This window comes from Actinokineospora auranticolor (assembly GCF_002934265.1).
Classification (GTDB): domain Bacteria; phylum Actinomycetota; class Actinomycetes; order Mycobacteriales; family Pseudonocardiaceae; genus Actinokineospora; species Actinokineospora auranticolor.
Genome location: NZ_PTIX01000002.1, coordinates 497389 through 515756, shown reverse-complemented (window position 1 = coordinate 515756; position 18368 = coordinate 497389). Strand labels below are relative to the sequence as shown.

Annotated in this window: 20 protein-coding genes; 13 read left to right on the top strand and 7 right to left on the bottom strand. The window is 70.2% G+C overall.

The genetic code is table 11. The features are described from left to right. Positions 1 to 7: 7 nt before the first annotated feature. Complete coding sequence (locus tag CLV40_RS05775) at positions 8 to 817, bottom strand: helix-turn-helix domain-containing protein (RefSeq protein ID WP_104477649.1); 810 nt, start codon at positions 815 to 817, stop codon at positions 8 to 10. A 132-nt stretch (positions 818 to 949) separates the two neighbouring features. On the opposite strand from CLV40_RS05775, the gene CLV40_RS05770 reads away from it, so the two are divergent. The 3 genes from CLV40_RS05770 (at position 950) to CLV40_RS05760 (ending at position 2614) form a co-directional block, all read left to right on the top strand. Next, positions 950 to 1801, top strand: a complete 852-nt coding sequence (locus tag CLV40_RS05770; protein ID WP_104477647.1) for a helix-turn-helix domain-containing protein — start codon at positions 950 to 952, stop codon at positions 1799 to 1801. Positions 1802 to 1932: 131 nt separating this feature from the next. Continuing rightward, positions 1933 to 2100: a DUF397 domain-containing protein gene (locus CLV40_RS05765; protein ID WP_104477645.1), complete on the top strand. Its 168-nt coding sequence runs from the start codon at positions 1933 to 1935 to the stop codon at positions 2098 to 2100. Between the two features lie 76 nt (positions 2101 to 2176). Then, positions 2177 to 2614 carry a MarR family winged helix-turn-helix transcriptional regulator gene (locus CLV40_RS05760; RefSeq protein WP_104477643.1) on the top strand — a complete coding sequence of 146 codons (438 nt, stop codon included), beginning with the start codon at positions 2177 to 2179 and terminating at the stop codon, positions 2612 to 2614. On the opposite strand, the gene thiD is transcribed toward CLV40_RS05760, so the two are convergent. Together thiD and thiC are read right to left on the bottom strand one after the other, a co-directional pair. Next, positions 2600 to 3442: a bifunctional hydroxymethylpyrimidine kinase/phosphomethylpyrimidine kinase gene (thiD, locus tag CLV40_RS05755; protein WP_104477641.1), complete on the bottom strand. Its 843-nt coding sequence runs from the start codon at positions 3440 to 3442 to the stop codon at positions 2600 to 2602. The two genes, CLV40_RS05760 and thiD, sit on opposite strands and share 15 nt — an antisense overlap. Then, the gene (thiC, locus tag CLV40_RS05750) at positions 3442 to 5115 is read right to left on the bottom strand and encodes a phosphomethylpyrimidine synthase ThiC (RefSeq protein WP_104477639.1); all 1674 of its coding nucleotides are present in this window, start codon (positions 5113 to 5115) and stop codon (positions 3442 to 3444) included. The genes thiD and thiC overlap by 1 nt, the downstream gene beginning before the upstream one ends. Before the next feature lie 171 nt (positions 5116 to 5286). Between thiC and CLV40_RS05745 the strand changes: the two genes are divergently transcribed. Then, positions 5287 to 5913 (top strand): hypothetical protein, encoded by a 627-nt coding sequence (locus CLV40_RS05745; protein WP_104477638.1) that lies wholly within the window; start codon positions 5287 to 5289, stop codon positions 5911 to 5913. Here the strand turns inward: CLV40_RS05745 and CLV40_RS05740 are convergent. The 3 genes from CLV40_RS05740 to CLV40_RS05735 form a co-directional block, all read right to left on the bottom strand. Beyond that, positions 5910 to 6506, bottom strand: coding sequence for a LysE family translocator (locus CLV40_RS05740; protein ID WP_104477636.1), 597 nt, complete (start codon positions 6504 to 6506; stop codon positions 5910 to 5912). The two genes, CLV40_RS05745 and CLV40_RS05740, sit on opposite strands and share 4 nt — an antisense overlap. Before the next feature lie 166 nt (positions 6507 to 6672). Beyond that, the gene (locus CLV40_RS40700; protein ID WP_374066410.1) at positions 6673 to 7140 is read right to left on the bottom strand and encodes a transposase; all 468 of its coding nucleotides are present in this window, start codon (positions 7138 to 7140) and stop codon (positions 6673 to 6675) included. 377 nt (positions 7141 to 7517) lie between these two features. Beyond that, entirely contained in the window at positions 7518 to 8090 is a 573-nt protein-coding gene (locus tag CLV40_RS05735) for a peptide deformylase (RefSeq protein ID WP_104477634.1), read from the bottom strand. Positions 8091 to 8242: 152 nt separating this feature from the next. On the opposite strand from CLV40_RS05735, the gene CLV40_RS05730 reads away from it, so the two are divergent. The 7 genes from CLV40_RS05730 (at position 8243) to CLV40_RS05700 (ending at position 15361) form a co-directional block, all read left to right on the top strand. Beyond that, positions 8243 to 8542, top strand: coding sequence for a DUF3263 domain-containing protein (locus CLV40_RS05730; RefSeq protein ID WP_104477632.1), 300 nt, complete (start codon positions 8243 to 8245; stop codon positions 8540 to 8542). Positions 8543 to 8575: 33 nt separating this feature from the next. Next, positions 8576 to 9211 (top strand): LytR C-terminal domain-containing protein, encoded by a 636-nt coding sequence (locus CLV40_RS05725; RefSeq protein WP_104477630.1) that lies wholly within the window; start codon positions 8576 to 8578, stop codon positions 9209 to 9211. An 85-nt stretch (positions 9212 to 9296) separates the two neighbouring features. Beyond that, complete coding sequence (locus CLV40_RS05720; protein ID WP_104477628.1) at positions 9297 to 9791, top strand: lamin tail domain-containing protein; 495 nt, start codon at positions 9297 to 9299, stop codon at positions 9789 to 9791. A gap of 53 nt (positions 9792 to 9844) precedes the next feature. Next, positions 9845 to 10285 carry a nuclear transport factor 2 family protein gene (locus CLV40_RS05715; RefSeq protein WP_146107941.1) on the top strand — a complete coding sequence of 147 codons (441 nt, stop codon included), beginning with the start codon at positions 9845 to 9847 and terminating at the stop codon, positions 10283 to 10285. Between the two features lie 70 nt (positions 10286 to 10355). Beyond that, a complete protein-coding gene (locus CLV40_RS05710; protein WP_245931099.1) occupies positions 10356 to 10676 on the top strand; it encodes a helix-turn-helix transcriptional regulator in 321 nt (106 codons plus the stop codon). 109 nt (positions 10677 to 10785) lie between these two features. Continuing rightward, positions 10786 to 11406, top strand: coding sequence for a lamin tail domain-containing protein (locus CLV40_RS05705; protein WP_245931097.1), 621 nt, complete (start codon positions 10786 to 10788; stop codon positions 11404 to 11406). 181 nt (positions 11407 to 11587) lie between these two features. Next, the gene (locus tag CLV40_RS05700) at positions 11588 to 15361 is read left to right on the top strand and encodes a S8 family peptidase (protein ID WP_104477621.1); all 3774 of its coding nucleotides are present in this window, start codon (positions 11588 to 11590) and stop codon (positions 15359 to 15361) included. Positions 15362 to 15406: 45 nt separating this feature from the next. Here the strand turns inward: CLV40_RS05700 and CLV40_RS05695 are convergent, their stop codons facing one another. Further along, positions 15407 to 16378 carry a helix-turn-helix domain-containing protein gene (locus CLV40_RS05695; protein WP_104477844.1) on the bottom strand — a complete coding sequence of 324 codons (972 nt, stop codon included), beginning with the start codon at positions 16376 to 16378 and terminating at the stop codon, positions 15407 to 15409. Positions 16379 to 16544: 166 nt separating this feature from the next. On the opposite strand from CLV40_RS05695, the gene CLV40_RS05690 reads away from it, so the two are divergent. Both CLV40_RS05690 and CLV40_RS05685 read left to right on the top strand, forming a co-directional pair. Beyond that, positions 16545 to 17144 (top strand): TetR family transcriptional regulator, encoded by a 600-nt coding sequence (locus CLV40_RS05690; protein WP_281261643.1) that lies wholly within the window; start codon positions 16545 to 16547, stop codon positions 17142 to 17144. A gap of 22 nt (positions 17145 to 17166) precedes the next feature. Then, positions 17167 to 17808, top strand: coding sequence for a TetR/AcrR family transcriptional regulator (locus CLV40_RS05685; protein WP_104477617.1), 642 nt, complete (start codon positions 17167 to 17169; stop codon positions 17806 to 17808). The last annotated feature ends 560 nt before the right edge of the window (positions 17809 to 18368 follow it).

Sequence of the window (18368 nt, the reverse complement as noted above, 5' to 3'; positions counted from 1 at the left end):
GTGATCCCTACCGCAGCCGCCGAGCCGTCTCACTGATCAGGGCCAGCGACTCCTCAGGGGACAGCGCGCGTTCCTCGATCGCCCGGCAGTCCTGTTCGTAGCGCTCGACATCCTCGCTGCGGTGCAACCAGACAGAACACTGCCGACCGGTGACGTAGGCGGTCCGCAGGTTGTGCGCGTTGAGCACGCTGAACGACCCGTCGACCCCTGGATGCCACCCGAGCCCGAGCCCGAACACCCGAAGCTCCACAGTGGGCAACCGCGAGACGACAGCCAAGTGCTCAAGCTGCTCGTGTGCCGTGGCGGTACCGCCGATGTGCTGGTTGAGGGCAGGCGCACCGAGGAAGACGCGGAGGTTGACGGGCTGAGCCCCGCTGAGGATCCGGGACCGTTCGCGATGAGTGACCCGGTTGCCACCCGCGGCGGCGATGGCCTCGGCGGTGGCGGGGGTGTGGAGGAGGTCGGGGACGAGCATGGGGGAGACGATGGTGGCTTCTCGGGCGCGCTGCTCGAAGTCGATGTAGGCGTCGTGCTGGGCGAGGCGGTCGTGGGGGTCGGTGGTGAGCCAGGAGGTGTTGTCGGGGTCGCGGGCCAGGCCGGTGGCGTAGTGGAGGGCCTGACCGCGGACGCCCAGGACGCCGAGGATGTAGGTGAGTTGGTCGAGGGCGGGAATGCGTTCGCCGATCTCCCAACGGCACATGGTGGCGGTGTCGCGGCCGATGATGCGGGAGAGGTCCTTGAGGGAGAAGCGCTTCTGGGTGCGGGCTCGCCGGATCACCCGCCCCAGCGCGAACGACTTGGGACTGTTGGTGCCCACTTGGACTCCTCTGCGGGAAGGGGGTCAACCGGAGAATCCCGGTCAAGATGCACCATAAACGTGCACGTGCAGATTGGCCAGCGGAGTCCCCCATCCGGCAGACTGTTGGTCACCTTGAGTGAGTGGAGACCGATGACCCGTCCAAGTCCGACAGCAGCCCGCCGCCAGGTAGGCCGCGCTCTCGTCGAACTACGCGAGGCCGCCGGGCGCACCCGCGAGGACGCGGCCGAGATCCTGGAGTGCTCGCCGTCGAAGATCAGCCGGTTGGAAACCGGTCTGGGTGCGCCATCGGCGGGTGACCTGGCCTTGCTGCTCGACCTCTACCACGCGACCTCTGAACAACGAGCGGAGGTGCAGGACCTCTCCCGCGCCGCGCGTCAACGGCGCCCGCGCACAAACCACGGCGTCGCTGTCCCGGGCTGGTTCCGGCGATATGTCGGCCTTGAAGAGGCTGCTTCTGAGCTGCGCACCTACACGGGTGAACTCATCTCGGGCCAACTTCAGACCGCTGACTACGCCCGGGCGTTGATCAGTTCATACCCGCCCAACCAACCTGCGGATGTGGAGCGGCTTGTTGAGGGGCGCATGGCGCGAGCGGCCATGCTGCACAAACCCGATGCGTTGCATCTCTGGGCGATCATGTCGGAGGCTGCGCTTCGCATCCTGGTGGGTGGTCGTGTCGTGATGCGCGATCAACTTGCGCACCTCCTGGAAATGGCCGAGTTGCCAAGCGTCACGATGCAGATCGTGCCGTTCGGACGCGGAGCGCACCCGGCGATCGGATTCGCCTTCTCTGTGATGCGGTTTCCAGATGGCGGTAACGACGTCGTGTACCTCGAAGAACTGACCCTTGCGAGCTATCTCGACCGTGCCGACGATCCGCAGCGCGAGGCCTACGTGACTGTCTGGGAGAGCACTGTGAAGGCAGCATTGGATGCAAAAGAGTCGGTGCGACTGGTGGACAGTGTGCGGCGGGAACTGTGATGGTCGGTGGGAGTTGAACGCTGGCGGCGCTGCACCTTGCCGGTGTGATCAGCAATAATAGGAACCCCGGCCGGTCCTGCGCATCGCTGTTCGCGCGCTGGTCCGGCCAGTCAAGCGGTAGGAGGTGTTTCATGTCCGACTCGCCTGTACAGGGCTGGCGGAAGTCTTCCCGTTCTGGCAGTAACGGCTGCCAGTGCGTTGAGTTGCACTCGGGTGGCGCGATCCGCGACAGCAAGAACCCCGGCCCGACCCTGCGCGCCGACATCAGCGCGCTTGTCCGGCTGGCCAAGCGCTCGTAGGCCCGTCTCGCCCTCGGCCCTCGGTCGGGGGCGAGGCTGCCCGTTCGGCGACTTCCCGCGACCGTCACAATGAGGTATGACGACAACGGCCGCCGAGTCCGCCGCGGGGGACGTGCCAGCCCGCCTCTACCTCGCCATCGGGCGCCTGTCGCGGGCGCTGCGCCGGTCCGGGGCCCCCGGACTGGGGCACGGCTCCATCTCCGCCCTGTCCACACTGGTCAACTGCGGCGAACTCCGACTCGGTGACCTCGCCACTAAGGAGGGCGTCGCCGCCCCCACCATGTCACGCATCGTGGCCAGTCTGGTCGACTCGGGTTACGTCGTCCGCGAACCGGACCCGGGCGACCGGCGCGCCTGGCTCGTCCGCGCGACCGCCGACGGCGAACGCATCGTCTCCGGCGTCCGCTCCACCCGCGTCCACGAGCTTGGCCGCCGCCTCGACCGCCTCACCCCCGAGGACCGCGACCGCCTCGTCGCCGCCATCCCCGTCCTCGAATCGCTACTCGCCGACTAGGAACTGGTCCGCGTCCGGCAGCCGCCACCGCGGCGACACCGGCCCCACGCCCCCACCCAGCGGGTACGCCGCCCGGACCGACTCGACGATGAACGCCTTCCCCGCGCGCACCGCCGACACCATGTCCGCGCCCTTCGCCAGCGCCGACGTGATCGTCGACGCCAGCGTGTCCCCGCTGCCGTGGGTGTGCCGCACGTCGTAGCGCGGGCCGACGAACTCGGTGAACTCCGAGCCGTCGTACAACAGGTCCAGGCACTCCGGGTCGTCCCACAGGTGCCCGCCCTTGACCAGCACCCACTTCGACCCGTACTCGGCCAGCGCCTTCGCCGCGTCCCGCTGCTCGGCGCGGGACCGAACCTCGATCCCCGTCAGCAACCGAACCTCATCCAGGTTCGGCGTCACCAACGTGGCCCGGGGGAACAGCTCGCCGCGCAACGCGTCCAGCGCGTCGTCGCGCAGCAGCGGGTCGCCGTGCATCGACGCCGACACGGGGTCGACGATCAGCGGCGTCGCACCGCCCAGTCCAATATGGACCTTGTCGCAGGCCGCCGCCACCGCGGAGATGATCTCCGCGGTGGCCAGCATGCCCGTCTTCGCCGCCTGCACGCCGATGTCGGTGGCGACCACCTCGATCTGCGCGGCCACCACCTCCGGCGGGATCGTGTGCACCCCGGTCACCCCGAGGGAATTCTGCACAGTCACCGCCGTGATCGCGGTCATGCCGTGTACCCCGCAGGCGAAGAACGTCCGCAGGTCGGCCTGGATGCCCGCGCCACCACCGGAATCCGATCCGGCGATGGTGAGCGCGCGCGGCGGCGTCGGATTCATCAGTTCTCCTGGCTCCGGTTCTCCTGCCCCACGACCGGAAGGTACACCTTCTTGCCGTGGTCGGCGAACTCCTCGGACATCTCCGCCATGCCCGCCTCGATGGCCTCCACAGAGGACAGTCCACGCTCCTCGGCGTACTTCCGGACGTCCTGCGTGATCTTCATCGAGCAGAACTTCGGCCCGCACATCGAGCAGAAGTGCGCCGTCTTCGCCGGTTCCGCGGGCAGCGTCTCGTCGTGGAACGAGCGCGCGGTGTCCGGGTCGAGCGAGAGGTTGAACTGGTCGGTCCAGCGGAACTCGAAGCGCGCCTTGGACAGCGCGTCGTCGCGCTCCTGCGCGCGGGGGTGGCCCTTGGCCAGGTCCGCCGAGTGCGCGGCGATCTTGTACGTGATCACGCCGACCTTCACGTCATCGCGGTTCGGCAGGCCGAGGTGCTCCTTCGGCGTCACGTAGCACAGCATCGCCGTGCCCAGCCAACCGATCTGCGCCGCGCCGATCGCCGAGGTGATGTGGTCGTAGCCCGGCGCGATGTCCGTCGCGAGTGGACCGAGGGTGTAGAACGGCGCCTCGCCGCACAACTCCTCTTCCAGGCGCACGTTCTCGGCGATCTTGTGCATCGGCACGTGGCCGGGGCCCTCGATCATCACCTGCACGTCGTGCGCGCGGGCGATGTGCGTCAGCTCGCCCAGTGTCCGCAGCTCCGCGAACTGCGCCTCGTCGTTCGCGTCGGCGATCGACCCGGGGCGCAGGCCGTCGCCGAGCGAGAACGTCACGTCGTAGGTGCGCAGGATCTCGCACAGCTCCTCGAAGTGCGTGTAGAGGAAGCTCTCCTTGTGGTGCGCCAGGCACCACGCGGCCATGATCGACCCGCCGCGCGAGACGATGCCGGTGACCCGCTTCGCGGTGAGCGGCACGTACCGCAGCAACACGCCCGCGTGCACGGTCATGTAGTCCACGCCCTGCTCGCACTGCTCGATCACGGTGTCGCGGTAGACCTCCCACGACAGCCGCGTCGGGTCGCCGTCGACCTTCTCCAGCGCTTGGTAGATCGGCACGGTGCCGACGGGGACCGGCGAGTTGCGCATGATCCACTCGCGGGTCTCGTGGATCCGCTTGCCGGTGGACAGGTCCATGATGGTGTCCGCGCCCCAGCGCGTCGCCCACACCATCTTGTCGACCTCGTCCTCGATCGACGACGACACCGCGGAGTTGCCGATGTTGGCGTTGATCTTGACGTGGAACTTCTTGCCGATGATCGCCGGTTCGGACTCGGGGTGGCACCGGTTCACCGGGATCACCGCGCGCCCGATCGCCACCTCCTCGCGCACGAACTCCGGCGTCACGCCCTCGCGCTCGGCGCAGAACCGCATCTCCTTGGTGATGATCCCCGCTTTGGCGTAGGCCAGCTGAGTCACCGCGCCGTTCACCGGTTCCCGCTCGTCGACCCAGGGCTGCCGGAGCTTGTCGAGTCCACTGTGGACGTCGATGGTGGCGGTCGGGTCGGTGTACGGGCCGGAGGTGTCGTAGATGTCGAGGTGTTCGCCGTTGGTCAGCTCGACCCGGCGGGCGGGGACGCGCAGGCCGTCCGCGGTGTCCCGGTAGACCTTGTGGGATCCGGAGATCGGCCCGGTGGTGACGGTGGGCCGCACGGAACGGTCGTCAAGAGCGGTCACGAAAGATCCTCCCTACGCCGGCATTACCCGGTCAGGTTCATCGGTCGGCGGCACCGGGTCCGTGTGACTGGACACCAGCCGCCCTCTCAGCCCGCCATGGCGCGAGCTCCCGCGGTTTCGGTATTCGGTTGTCCCGGCTGACCCTAGCCGGTGAGCCACTATGGTTCCACCATGCCGCTGCCGTACCCGCCCGGAGCCAGGGCCCTGGCCCGACCGCCCGCGGTGGAGCCGTGCCCGGCCTGCCGAGCGCCCCTGGGACGCGGCTACCCGACCTGCCTGACCTGCGCGGACAAGGTCGACGCGCACTGGCAGGCGGACTGGGTGGCGCTGCTCGCCGCCACCGGCCCCGACGCCGACGAACGAGACCTGGCCACCACCGTCCTCCGCGCCACCCCCGGCACCCACCCCTGGACCTGCACCGACTGGGCCATGCGGCTGCTGCCCTGCCCGGCCTGCCGGTCCGAACTGGGCACCGGCCCGTCCTGCGTGCACTGCGCGAAGTCCGACCAGGCGCGCTGGGTGTGGGACCACACGGCCCCGGCGGGCGCGATAACGGCGAACGAGCACACCCTGCGCCTCGCGGTGGCGGCCCTGCGCGGGGCCGACCACCACCGGGACAACATCCTGGCGTACTGGCGGCTCACCCTGCCGTTCCTGCTGGTAGGTGAGGTCCCGACGCCGGTGGAGGCGAGCCGGATCCGAGTCCACCTGCTCGCGGGCCTGGGTGAGGACCTGGCCGAAGCAGGCAGCCTGGCCGAGATGTCGACCCTGACCCCCCTCCCGTGGCGCTCGGCCTAACTGGTCACGGCCAGCTTCACCCCGAGCCCGATCAACACGGCCCCGGACGTCCGCTCAAGCCGAACGCGGTGCCTGCGCAGCCACCCCATGACGCGGTTGAGCAGGGCGATGATCAGCAGGTACCAGCCGGTGTCGATCACCACCCAGAGCGCGGCGAGGGTGATCAGCGCGCCCCGGCCCGCACCGGGCTCGACGAACTGCGGCAGGAACGAGATCGCGAACACGGCGAGCTTGGGGTTGGCCAGGTTGACCAGCAGCCCGGCCCGGAACCCGGAGCCACTGGTCGGCACCTCGGGCTCATCCGGCTCATGCCTCCCGAAGAGCGCCTTCACCCCGAACCAGACGAGCACGGCCACACCAACGACCCGAAGCCCCTGGTAGGCCACCTCGGAAGCCACCAACAACACCGACAACCCCAACGCCGCGGCGACGGCCCAGACAGCGACGCCGACCTCCATCCCCGCCACCGTGGCGAGCGCTCCCCGACGGCCGCCGCGGATCGACTGTCGCAGCAGCATCGCCGTACCCACGCCGGGGACCATGGCGAGGATCAGGGAGGCCAACAGGAACGCGAGGAAGCCGGACCAGGTCATACCCGCAGATGATGCGCCCACCAGCCCGAACCGGCCATCGGATTTCCCCCGCCCCGGTGACCCCCACCCCGCCACCAACCAACCGCAAGCTCGACGACTCTCACCAGCCGTCCGCTCGGGCATCCGCAGCCCCGCCCTCCTCCGGGGGTAGCTCTGCTCCAGAGTGCTATTCATATGTCCTACCGGACGAGTCGGTAGAACTCGAGTGTTGTGATGATCCGAATGATCGCGGGGAACTCTCGATATGGCCCTCTATATCGGGTGAGACCATTTTCCAGTGTTTGACGTGGGCGATGCATCGTTCGACCGTGGCTCGTCTGGCCGCTCGCCGATCGTGGGTGGATCCCTTGGTCGGCGTCGAGATGGCCAGGAGTTGTCCGTCGAGGTCGGACATGACCTGGACGTTCGGTCCGGATCGGCGCCCTGTGTCGGAGTGGTCGTCCCGGTGACCAGCGCGGTCGCCGGTGGGGAGTGGGGTGCCGTCGATGATCCCTACGCGGCCGGTCAGCACGCCGGGAAAGGGCGGGACGTGAAGGCATGACGCTTGGTCGATCAGTGGAAGGAACCGGCGGAAGACGCGCGAGACGGTGGATTGGTTCACGCCGACGAGGTCGGCCGCGACCGTGTGGCTCATGTTCTGGCGGGCCGATGTCAACGTGAGTACCACCGACCTGAACACGCCCAGGAGTGGGCGTCGACCACGCGCCGAATCGGCGCCGATGATCTGATGTGCACGGGAGACCAACTCCACGATCCGACCTCGATCAAGCCCCGTAGCAGACTGATACCGCAACGGCCCCACCTGTAGGTCGGATTCTGCGAGAGGAACCCAATTCTACCGGCTGGGGCCGTTGTCCTTTTCAGCGGAGATCAACCCTGTGAATAGCGCTTCCAGTCTATCGGCGTTGGACCAGCGGGAAGGGGCGCGCGAAACCCTGTGGACAACCCAAGCCCATGTGGACAACGGGTCTAGACCAAAGCGCTGATCTTCGCGGCCGGAGAAGGCAGAGGTCAGGAGGCGAAGGGGTCCTCGCTGTTGGCCGGGTCCCATTCGTTGCCCGGTACGCCCCACTTGTTCGCCTTGATCATCCGCTTCGCTTCTTTGGTGTGGCGGCCGGTCAGGCGGTCCAGGTAGAGGTAGCCGTCGAGGTGGTCGGTCTCGTGTTGGAGGCAGCGGGCGAAGAAGCCAGTGCCCTCCACCTCGATCGCGTTCCCCTCGATGTCCTGCCCGACCACCTTCGCCCACGCCGCGCGGCCGGTCGGGAAGGTCTCGCCCGGGACCGACAGGCAGCCCTCGAAGTCGTCGTCCGGGTCGGGCATGCCCTCGGGGATCTCCGAGGTGGTCAGCACCGGGTTCACCACCAGCCCCCGGTGCACCACGCCCTCGTCGTCGGGGCAGTCGTAGACGAACAGCCGCAGGTCCACGCCGATCTGGTTGGCGGCCAGGCCGACACCGTGGGCCGCGGCCATGGTCTCGAACATGTCCTCGACCAGCACCTTGAGCTCGTCGTCGAACCGCTCGACCGGCTTGGTGGGGTGGTGCAGCACCGGGTCGCCGACGATCCGGATCGGGTGAACTGTCATGGGTCCAGGGTAGTTAGGACAGCGCCGGGACGCGCCGCCGACGTGACGATCACATCCGGTGGTGACGTGGTGTAATGGCGCGGGCGGGTCACCGACTCAGGTGATCTTCGTCCGGACGAGCGCGGAGCCGACCGTGAGGCGAGGAAGACTAGATGGACGCCGCTGAGATGCCCTCCGGGCCCGAGCAGCCGCCCGGCGCCGGGCTCAGCGAGCGCGAGCGGGCGATCCTGGCCTTCGAACGGCAGTGGTGGAAGTACGCGGGCGCCAAGGACCAGGCGATCCGGGAGCTGTTCGAGATGTCGAGCACGCGCTACTACCAGGTGCTCAACGAGCTGATCGAGAAGACCGAGGCCCTGGCGGCCGACCCGATGCTGGTCAAGCGCCTGCGCCGGATGCGCGCCACCCGCCAGCGCGCCCGCTCCGCCCGCCGCCTCGGGATCGACCCCAGGTGAACCCCGTCCCCTTGCGACACGAGGAACCGCGCGATGACGACTGACCCCGGAGGCTCGGCCCGCACCGGTCGGGTCGTTGGCCTGACCCTCCTCGCGGTCGCCGCGGCCTCGGCGGTGATCGGTGTGATCACCCTGCTCGACGGCGACGACACCGGCGGCGGCCAGGCGGCCACCACCCCGCCCGCGGTGACCACGACCACCGCCCTGCCCATCCCGCCGAGCGGCGACCTGACCACCTCGGTGCCCACCCCGTCGAAGCCCGCGACCACGGCGCCCACCACGACCTCGGCACCGGCCAACCCCACGACGAACCCCCCGGCGGGCACCCCCACCCAGCAGCCGACGCAGCCGGGCCAGCAGCCCGGCGCCCCGACCGAGCCGTTGCGCGTCTACAACAACAGCACCATCGAGGGCCTGGCCCACCGCGCCGCCAACGATCTGGCCGCCAAGGGCTGGCAGATCACCCAGGTCGGCGCCTACCGCGGTCTCATCCCCCACACGACGGTGTTCTACGAGCCCGGCACGAGCCAGGAAGCCGCCGCGCACAAGCTGGGCGACGAGTACGGCTTCCAGGTGGAGCCGCGCTTCGACGGCATCAAGGACGCCAGCCCCGGCCTGATCCTCATCGTCACCAAGGACTACGGAACCACCCGGGACAACAACAAGTAGTCCCGGTCCGGGAGCGCCGTTGGGCGGTATCCGGACGGGTTATTGGCCCCTGACCCCGGCGACCGCGCCGCGCGAGACTGTTCGCATGTTCGCCCTGAGCCGCGAGGCCGCCGTCGTCACCGTCCTGGGATCGTTGCTCGTCGGGCCCGGGGCCATCCCGGTGAAGCTGCACGGCACCCGGCCCGCGGGTCCCGCGGGCTACGCCGACCTGCACAACACGTCGTCGCGCGAACTCGACCTGAGCGGCTGGACGGTGCAGTCCTGCGCGGGGAGGCAGATCACGGACCTGGCCGTGCTGCCCGACAGCACCCGACTCGAACCCGGCGCGCACTACGTCATCGCGGGCCTCGACTTCGGGGGCACCGCCGACCTGTACGTCGGCGAGGTCGCGGGCGACGGCTACCGGCTCTTGGCCGCCGACGGCTCGGTGGTCGACCGGGTCGCGGTGTCACCGCAGTCGCCGTGCCGCGAGGCCGAGCACGCGCCGGACTGCGGCGGCTGGGCGCTGAGCCGCGACGCCACGAGCACCGACACGGACAACAACCGGCGTGACTTCGCCTGCGCACTGCCACTGGGGTGACGGTCCACTCCGAGCACGTGGACCGTCCGCGGCCCGACGAGCCGGGTGAACCCGTGAGCGGCTCCCGGGACACCGTCATGCTGGCCATGCAGCGGCTGGTGTCCCGTTGGGCGGTGCGCGACGCGCTCGGCGCCAGCAGGCTCTTCGCCGACACCGTCGACCTGTGGGTCTCGCCGATCCCGCGCGCCCCGTGGCCCCGCGCCGCGGCCAACCCGCGCGAAGTGGAGTCCTTCTTCATCGCCGTCACCGCCGCCGTCGAACCGGTCCGCATCACCGCGCGCGGCCTGGTGGTGGACCGATCGGCGGCGGTGTTCATGGGCCGAATGCGGGCCAGGGTCCCCGCCGGTGGACCGCTGGTCGACCACGACTTCGTGCTCTCCATCGCCGTCGACGGCGACCTGATCAGGCAGTTCCGGCTCTACCTCGACACCCGATTGCTGGACGCGGCATTCGCCGGTCGGAATGCCCGCCATATTCCCCGGGTATCACCGTGATGCTTTGTCTGAAAGCACGGTGAGTGCCGGCAGTATCGCCGTGTCACATCCCGATGAGAAAGGCGGAGCTGTGCGTCGAGAACCACAGGACGCGTCCCGGGAGCGAAGACTGGCGCCGATCAGCGAGGTGTTGCCGCGGCTGCGGCGCGAGCAGGGCCTGACCCAGGACGACCTGGCGACCAGGCTGCTGGAGGTGTCCGGGAACGAGGCCATCACCCGAGAGGCCGTATCCCGGTGGGAGCGGGGGAAGCGGATACCTGGCCCGTACTGGCGGGACTGGCTGGGGCAGGTGCTGGAGGTGCCGCGCCCCGACCTCGACCTGGCCGCGGCGTCGGCGCGCCGGGACAGGCACGCCGACCATCGTGGTCTCGTCGGATTGTCCGGCCGGTAATGCGGAATTGGCCCCTTACTCCGGGGCTCGCAACTGCGGCATTGTTGGTGTCACTGGGAACTGTCGATCCCGGTTCCGAGAATCCAACAACCATTCGAAAGGTTTTCCCATGCGTCGATTCCTGACCGCCGCCGTGATCACCGCCACCCTGGCAAGCGGCGCCGCCGTGGCCCTCTCCTCGGTCGCCACCGCGGCACCGGACAGCGCCCCCCTGGTGTCGTCGACCGTGCTGGTCAACGAGGTCGCGACCCGCGGGCCGAACGGGGCGCAGGACGAGTTCGTCGAGATCCGCAACGTCAGCCTCAACTACATCGACCTGTCCAACTACGTGCTGCGCGTCTACAGCTCCACGAACGTGCTGGTCGACACCATCCCGCTCATGGGGATCCAGCTGGCGCCCCGGAGCAACCCCGGTGAGTTCGTGACGCTGCTCGGCCCGAACTTCTCCGGCACCGCCGACGGCCAGACGCTGCCGTACGCCATCCCCGGCCTCGTCGGCATCCCCGACAACGGCGGCGTGGCGATCTACTCCGTCGGTGGCGCGAAGGTGGACGGAGTGGCCTTCTCCGCGGGCGCGAACAACGCTCGCGAAGGTGCCGCGGCGCTGTCGCAGGTCACCGTGGACGACCAGCTGGCCGCGGCCAACGGCCGTGACGTGGTCAGCTCCGACACCGACAACAACCAGCTCAACTTCAGCAGGCACGTGCGGACGCCCGGCGCCCTGAACTGACGTCGAGTCCGTCCGGCGCGTCCGGTGGGCGACCCCCGCACCGGACGCCACGGGCCCCGACCGCGATCGCGGTCGGGGCCCGTGGCGGCTTGTCGCCGACGGCGACTTGCCGCCGTGGTGAACCGTTTACCAACTGCGCACGTCGGCTCATCCTCGGACAAACCCTGTTCGAGGAGGCCACATGCCCCCCTTCTTGCGTCTCGGTACCGCGGTCGCCCTTGTCGCCACCGCGGTCACCTACTACGGCGCCGCACCCGCCCAAGCAGCCCCACCTGATCGGCCCGCCGCCGCGGCGGGCACGCGGATCACGCTGATCACCGGTGACGTCGTCGACTACCGGGAGTCGGACGGCACGGTCCGGGTGGAGCCCGCGACCCGCGCCGACGGCACCAGCCCGACGTTCACCACGATGTCCACATCGGACGGTGTGTTCGTCTACCCGTCGGACGCGGTCGGGTTGGTGACTTCCCACAAACTGGACCCCGAGCTGTTCAACGTCCGCACCCTGCTGCACGACGGCAGGCAGGACACCGCCACCGGCGCCATCCCGGTGATCGCCCGCCCCGACGGCCGCCCGACCTCGCTGGTGCCCAGCGTCCGGCTCGCGCACGCGCTGGCCGTGAAGGTCGACAAGACCCGCGCGCCGCAGTTCTGGCGGTCGCTGACCACCGACACCCTCGGCGTCGCGGAGGTCTCCCTCGACCGCAAGGTCGAGGTCGCGCTCGACCGCAGCACCCGCCAGGTCGGCGCGCCCGCCGCCTGGGACCTCGGGTTCGACGGCACCGGGACCAGGGTCGCGGTCGTGGACACCGGCATCGACGAGACGCACCCCGACCTCGAGGGTCGGGTAGCGGCCAAGGCGGACTTCAGCCCCGACGGCGATGGTGAGGACCACTACGGTCACGGCACGCACGTCGCCTCGATCCTCGCGGGCACCGGCAAGGCGTCCGACGGCCGCTACCGCGGCATGGCCCCCGGCGCGACCCTGGTCTCGGCGAAGGTGTTCGACGGCACCGGGACCGGCGACATGTCGCAGGTCATGGCGGGCGTGGAGTGGGCCGTGGCGCAGAAGGTCAAGGTCGTCAACATGAGCCTCGGCGCCGGGATCACCGACGGCACCGACCCGCTCAGCGAACTCGTCGACCGCCTCTCGGCGGAGACCGGCACGCTGTTCGTGGTCGCCGCGGGCAACTACGGCTCGGCGGACCGCGCGATCAGCACCCCCGGTGCCGCCGCGTCGGCGCTCACCGTCGGCGCGGTCGACCGCGAGGACAAGCTGGCCTGGTTCAGCAGCCGCGGCCCCCGCCTGCGGGACGCCTTGGTCAAACCCGAGATCGTGGCACCGGGCGTGGGCATCGTGGCGGCGCGCGCGGCGGGCACGTCGATGGGCGACCCCGTCGACGACTCCTACACCGCGGCCGAGGGCACCTCCATGGCCACGCCGCACGTCGCGGGCGCGGCCCTGCTGCTGGCCCAGCAGCACCCGGACTGGACGGGGCAGACCATCAAGAACGCGCTGGTCTCCACCGCGGCCGACGTGGGCGCGAAGTGGTACGAGCAGGGCGCGGGCAGACTCGACGTGGCGCGCGCCGTGCGGCAGTCGGCGACCGGGCTGGCGTCGGCGAGCTTCGGCAAGGTCGACGGTGGCGACTCGACCAGCCGCACGATGACCTTCACCAACAACGGTTCGACGGCGAAGACGCTCGCGCTCGACCTCGGTGTGCAGTCGTGGGACGGCAAGCCGATGCCGAAGAACGAGATGGTCCTGGGTGCCAAGGCGGTCGCGGTCGCGCCGCGCTCCACGGTGCCGGTGACCGTCACGGTCAACCCCGAGGTGGGCCCGGACGGTGTCTACGGCGGCACGGTCGTGGCCACCACGAGCGACGGGGAGTCCGTCCGGACCCCGGTGAGCACGTACAACGCCCCGGACCTGTTCCCGGTCTCGGTGCGCGTGCTGGACTCGGCCGGTCGGCCCGCCCAGCAGACGGTGGTCCAGCTCATCGACGACGCCCTCGGCACGTCCCGGCCCAACGACCCGTTCCTGGCCGACCTCACCTACGCCGTGGACCTCGTCGACGGCGAGGGCAGCGTGCAGTTGCCGTTCGGCACGTACTCCGCGCTGGGCTCGGTGACCGAGCGCGGCGTCGCGGTGCGGCGCTGGACCGGGCTGAGCGCGCCGGAAGTGCGGGTCGACAAGGCCACCACCATCACCCTCGACGCGCGGTCCGCCGTGCCCGTGGAGATCGGTACCACGGTGCCCACCGACCAGCGGGACCGCACGGTGGCCCTGCGCCGCGTGCTGCCCGCGATGGCCGGTCGCGATGGCTACATCACCGAGGTCGGCACCAGTGCCGGGCCGAGCGGTACCGAGGTCCGCGTGACGCCGTCGGCTCCGGCCAAGGTCGGGGCGATCAGCCTCCAAGACCACGCGACGCTCGGCACGGCCGCGGTTGACATGGTGGTGGCGGGACAGCGGTACACGCCGACCTACGACGTCCCCACGGTGACCTCGACCTGGCCGGGTGGCCACGAGGTCCCGGTCGTCGCGCCGGGTGCCGCCGACGCCAAGGGCAAGGCGGTGCTGGCCAAGATCGCCGTGCCGCCGAACGCGCCCGACCCGGTCGCCGCGGTCAACCAGGCGACTTCGGCCGCCGCCCAGGCCGCGGCCAAGGCGGGGGCGGCGGCGCTGGTCACCTACGTCGACGCGCCGGGCGCGCTCCCGGTGGCGCTCACCGCGCCGCCGCTGCCGGTGTTCGCCCTGGGCAACGCCGAGGGGGAACGGTTGCGGGCCGCGACCGGGCCGCTGACGATCACCGTGCGGCCCGCGCCGGACGCGATGTTCAACCTCGACGTGCTCGACCGCAACGGGGTGCCCAAGCAGCACTCGCGCACACTGCGGCCGGACCAGCTCGTCGCGACCCGGACCACCTACCACGCCGACCAGCCCGGCGTGACCGCGCAGAAGACCTACTACGCCTTCCCCAACGGCCTGTGGAAGACGCAGTTCAACCAGGCCGTGCGCATCCCGGTGCCGGGTAGCTGGACCGAGTACACCGGCCCGGGTGACCCGGGGGTGGTGTGGAAGCGGGTGGTGACCGAGATGGCGAACCGCGCCGCGCTGTCGATGAACCAGCTCAACACCTACCAGCCGACCGAACGGACCCGGCCGGACGAGCACTGGTTCGCCGCGCCGCTGCGCGCCACCGCCGCGCAGCTCGGTCCGGACCACCCGGCGCGGTACCCGGCCGCGGAAGGCCGGTGGCGGGTGCTGTGCTCGAACTGCCGGGAGGGCGACCTGTTCACCCCGGCTCTACAGTGGACAGACGGCACCGGGTACGTGGGTCCGTACGAGAACGCGAAGTACTTCACCACTACCACGGCCCGGCTCTTCCGCGGCACCGAGGAGATCAAGCCGCTGCCGGAGGACATGGCGCTGTTCCCCAGGTTCCCGTTGCTGCCCCAGAGTGCGGTTTACCGGCTCGATGTCACAGACGCGCTCGCGGGGCCCGGTCAGAACGGGGCGCCGAGCACGCCGTTGCTCGCGCACGCGACCAGGACGGACACGTCGTGGACGTTCACCTCGGCGCCGTCGACGGTCGAACCCCCGTCCGGCTACTCCTGCCTGCACGGCACGAAGTGCGCGTTCCAGCCGCTCATCCAGCTCGACTACCGGCTGGGCCTGTCCCCGGACAACACGCTGACCGCGCGCACCTTCGACGTGGCCGCCGCGCAACCGCTCGGCGCGCGCAACGCGGGCTCGGTGGCCTGGGTCCGGGTGGCCACGTCGACCGACGGGAAGACCTGGCAGGACGCGCAGGTCAAGCCGTCTGGCGGCGGTGTCTGGACCGTTACGGCACCGCGGACCACCGGTGACGTGTGGCTGCGCACCGAGGCCCGGGACAGCCTCGGCAACACCGTTGTGCAGACCGTGCAGAAGGCCTACCGCGCGGGATGAGGTGGATGGGGCCGCGCCCGGGGTGGCTTCCGGGCGCGGCCCGCCTCACCGCGCGGGCGGCAGGTCCACGGGCACCCAGCCCTGTTCCGCGGCGCGCAAACCCGCCTGGAAGCGGGTTTGCGCGCCGAGCGCGTCCATCAGGTCGCGCAGCCTGCGCTGGAAGGTCCGGTAGCTCAGGCCGAGTTGCTTGGCGATGCTGCGGTCCGGCAGCCCGGCGGTGAGCAGGGTCAACATCCGCGAGTCCACAACGGACAGTTCGGGCGTGGTGTGCACGGCGAACGGCATGGCGTGCTTCCACAGGCTCTCGAACAGCTCGCCCAGCGCGTCGAGCAGCGTGCACGGCCGCACCACCAGCGCCGTGCCGAGGTCGGGCGCGGTCGAGTCGAGCGGCAGGATGCAGCGCACCCCGTCCACCAGGATCATCTTCAGCGGCGCGTCCGCCACCACCCGGGCCTGCTCGCCCAGCGCTACCCCCGCCTCCAGGTCGGCCTCCAGGTGGTGCAGCTCGACCGCCGACCGGTCGTAGACGCCGCGGAACCGCACGCCCCGACCGAGCAACTCGCGCTCGACCGGGTGCAACACCGACGGCGGCTGCGCGTACGGCGGCTTGTCCACGAACCGGACCTCGTCGACCGCCGACCGCATGAGCTGCGCGGCCCGCTTGCTGATCTCCTCGCCGCCGCGCACGACCTCCAGCAGCTCGGCCGGGTCGACGTCGCGCACCTTGCGCCGCTGCCACTCCCGCAGCTCCGCCTGCAACGCGCGGACCCGCTCCAGTTCCCGTTCCCGGCGCAGCACCAGCCCGCCCAGCCCCACCTCGGGGGCCACCGCGGTGAACCGCGCGGGCCTGCCGCTGGACCGGCTCACCAGTTCCTTCGCCACCAGCCCGCGCAGCACCGAGCCGAGCCTGCCGACATCCATGCCGAGCCGCGCGCCCAGTTCGGTCGTGGTGCCGGATTGGTCCAGCAGCGCCCGGTAGACCTCGACGTCGACCGGCCGCAGATCACCCTCCGCCATTGCCTCGATGATCCACCGACCGCGCGGGCCGCGCATCCCCCGTCCCGGTCGAGATCGGGTGTTCTCCCACGGATACCGGGGAATTCACCGATCCGCCTTGCGGCGCAGCGATTCCCTGACAGAAGGCCCCTAGACGGGTTCCCGCGCGCTCGGCAGACTCGGAGGAGTGTCTGCGACGAGGCAAGCACTTCTGGGTGCGGCGGTGGTCGTGTTCGACCGCATGGGCTACCGCAGAGCCACTGTTGACGAGGTCTGCACCATCGCCGGGGTCACGAAGGGTGCGCTGTACGGTTGTTTCGCCTCCAAGCGCGACCTCGCACTCGCCGTGCTCGACCACGAGGAGCGCGCGCTGATGACCGCCCGCGCCGCGCTGCACGGGCGGCACCGCGCGCCGCTACAGGTGTTGGTCGACCTCGTGCACGTGCACGCCCGCCAACAGGTGACGGCGAAACTGCTGTTCCAGATGCCCGGCTACCAGACCCGCGCCAGGTCCCAAACCCGGCGCTGGACACGTGCGGTCCACGACCTGTTGCAGGAAGCCCAATACCGGGGCGAACTGCGCGCGGCCGTCGACCTGAACCGGGCGGCGGGCGCCATCGTCACCGCACTGGTAGGAGTGGAGCGGATGGGGCTCGCACTGACCACTGAGGACGAACCGGCCGTCGGCGTCACCCGCGCGCTGCGCACGTGGCTGACCGCCCTGGCCCGCCCCGAAGCCCTGCTGCGGCTGCGGTGGGGTCCACCGCGCGACATCGGCCGGACCTGACAGTCGACGGAGGTGCAGTGTCGTGGTTGAACGCGCACAAGGCCCCCGAACCCGGGCCCGCCTGGTCACCGCCGCGATCGACCTGTTCGACCGCGACGGCTACGAGGAGACGTCCCTGGACGCGGTGTGCAGGAGGGTGGAGTTGACGAAAGGGGCGCTGTACAGGCACTTCCCGTCGAAGCAGGCGCTGGCGGTGGCGGTCGTGGAGGACTACCTGGCCCACGCCCACCAGGTCCGGGGCCGGGCCTGGGCAGCGACCCGCGACCCGGTGCTGGCCCTGGTGGACGCCACCACGGAACTCACCGAATCCGCCCGAACCACCCCACTTGTCCGCGTAGCCGTGCGGCTGGTGATCACGGCGGAGTTGTTCGACCTGGTGGCGGGAGCCCACTTCCTCGGCCTGGTTGCGGTTGCGCGGGACCTGCTGGATGAGGCCGTGCTCGTGGGAGAAGTGCGACCGACGGTGAATACGACGGAGGAGGCCATGGGCATCACGGCGATGCTCATCGGAGCCCAGACTCTGGCGGTCCTGATGCCCGCGGACTGCGACATCCCGGCCCACGTGACCACCGACTGGGCCCACCGACTCGACCGGGTGCTGCTCCCCAGGCACCGCGACCGAGTAGCCCGCACGGCCCACGCCCTGCACCACATCTGCGGCTGAGCTGAGGTCCACTGCGGACTTCGGAAACCGTCCACCGGCGGACCACCATCCTTCTCCGACCACCCGCCGTCCGCCGCTCACGAGACACCGTCCGATTGGAGCGGACTGCGGACATGATGTCTCGTACGCCGGTCATACCGGGAGATCGGCGAGTGGCCGACCCGGATGTCGGGTAGTGCCAAGACGAAACTCCGGACGGCGTCGATAGCCGATGCGGTGCCTTGGTCCACGTCGCGGCCGTGTGCCGTGGACAGCCCCGATCGGTGGTCGAGTTTGGCATGGCGCGGCCGGTGTGGGTGCGGCCAAATTGGCCGCGGAGCTGGCTGTGTTGTGCCGAGGACCCGGCTGAGGGCAGGTGCGGCAGGTGGGTGCCCACGGTCGACCTGATCGATACTCGCACCCTGTCGATGGCCTCGTCAGGCTGCGCGGGCACGAGCACGCGTCCCGCGCCGAGGTCTTCGATGGTCCGCTCGGCGCGCCGGTGACCATGGGCCTGCTCGAGCTGCCTCGAACCACCTCCGTGAACCCGGCGCGGCGAGTTGTCGGTGGGCAGCTACCCG

Coding starts and splice junctions, on each gene's coding strand:
- CLV40_RS05770 (WP_104477647.1), top strand. CDS start 950: ATGACCCGTCCAAGTCCGACAGCAGCCCGCCGCCAGGTAGGCCGCGCT.
- CLV40_RS05765 (WP_104477645.1), top strand. CDS start 1,933: ATGTCCGACTCGCCTGTACAGGGCTGGCGGAAGTCTTCCCGTTCTGGC.
- CLV40_RS05760 (WP_104477643.1), top strand. CDS start 2,177: ATGACGACAACGGCCGCCGAGTCCGCCGCGGGGGACGTGCCAGCCCGC.
- thiD (WP_104477641.1), bottom strand. CDS start 3,442: ATGAATCCGACGCCGCCGCGCGCGCTCACCATCGCCGGATCGGATTCC.
- CLV40_RS05745 (WP_104477638.1), top strand. CDS start 5,287: ATGCCGCTGCCGTACCCGCCCGGAGCCAGGGCCCTGGCCCGACCGCCC.
- CLV40_RS05740 (WP_104477636.1), bottom strand. CDS start 6,506: ATGACCTGGTCCGGCTTCCTCGCGTTCCTGTTGGCCTCCCTGATCCTC.
- CLV40_RS40700 (WP_374066410.1), bottom strand. CDS start 7,140: ATGAGCCACACGGTCGCGGCCGACCTCGTCGGCGTGAACCAATCCACC.
- CLV40_RS05735 (WP_104477634.1), bottom strand. CDS start 8,090: ATGACAGTTCACCCGATCCGGATCGTCGGCGACCCGGTGCTGCACCAC.
- CLV40_RS05730 (WP_104477632.1), top strand. CDS start 8,243: ATGGACGCCGCTGAGATGCCCTCCGGGCCCGAGCAGCCGCCCGGCGCC.
- CLV40_RS05725 (WP_104477630.1), top strand. CDS start 8,576: ATGACGACTGACCCCGGAGGCTCGGCCCGCACCGGTCGGGTCGTTGGC.
- CLV40_RS05720 (WP_104477628.1), top strand. CDS start 9,297: ATGTTCGCCCTGAGCCGCGAGGCCGCCGTCGTCACCGTCCTGGGATCG.
- CLV40_RS05705 (WP_245931097.1), top strand. CDS start 10,786: ATGCGTCGATTCCTGACCGCCGCCGTGATCACCGCCACCCTGGCAAGC.
- CLV40_RS05700 (WP_104477621.1), top strand. CDS start 11,588: ATGCCCCCCTTCTTGCGTCTCGGTACCGCGGTCGCCCTTGTCGCCACC.
- CLV40_RS05695 (WP_104477844.1), bottom strand. CDS start 16,378: ATGGCGGAGGGTGATCTGCGGCCGGTCGACGTCGAGGTCTACCGGGCG.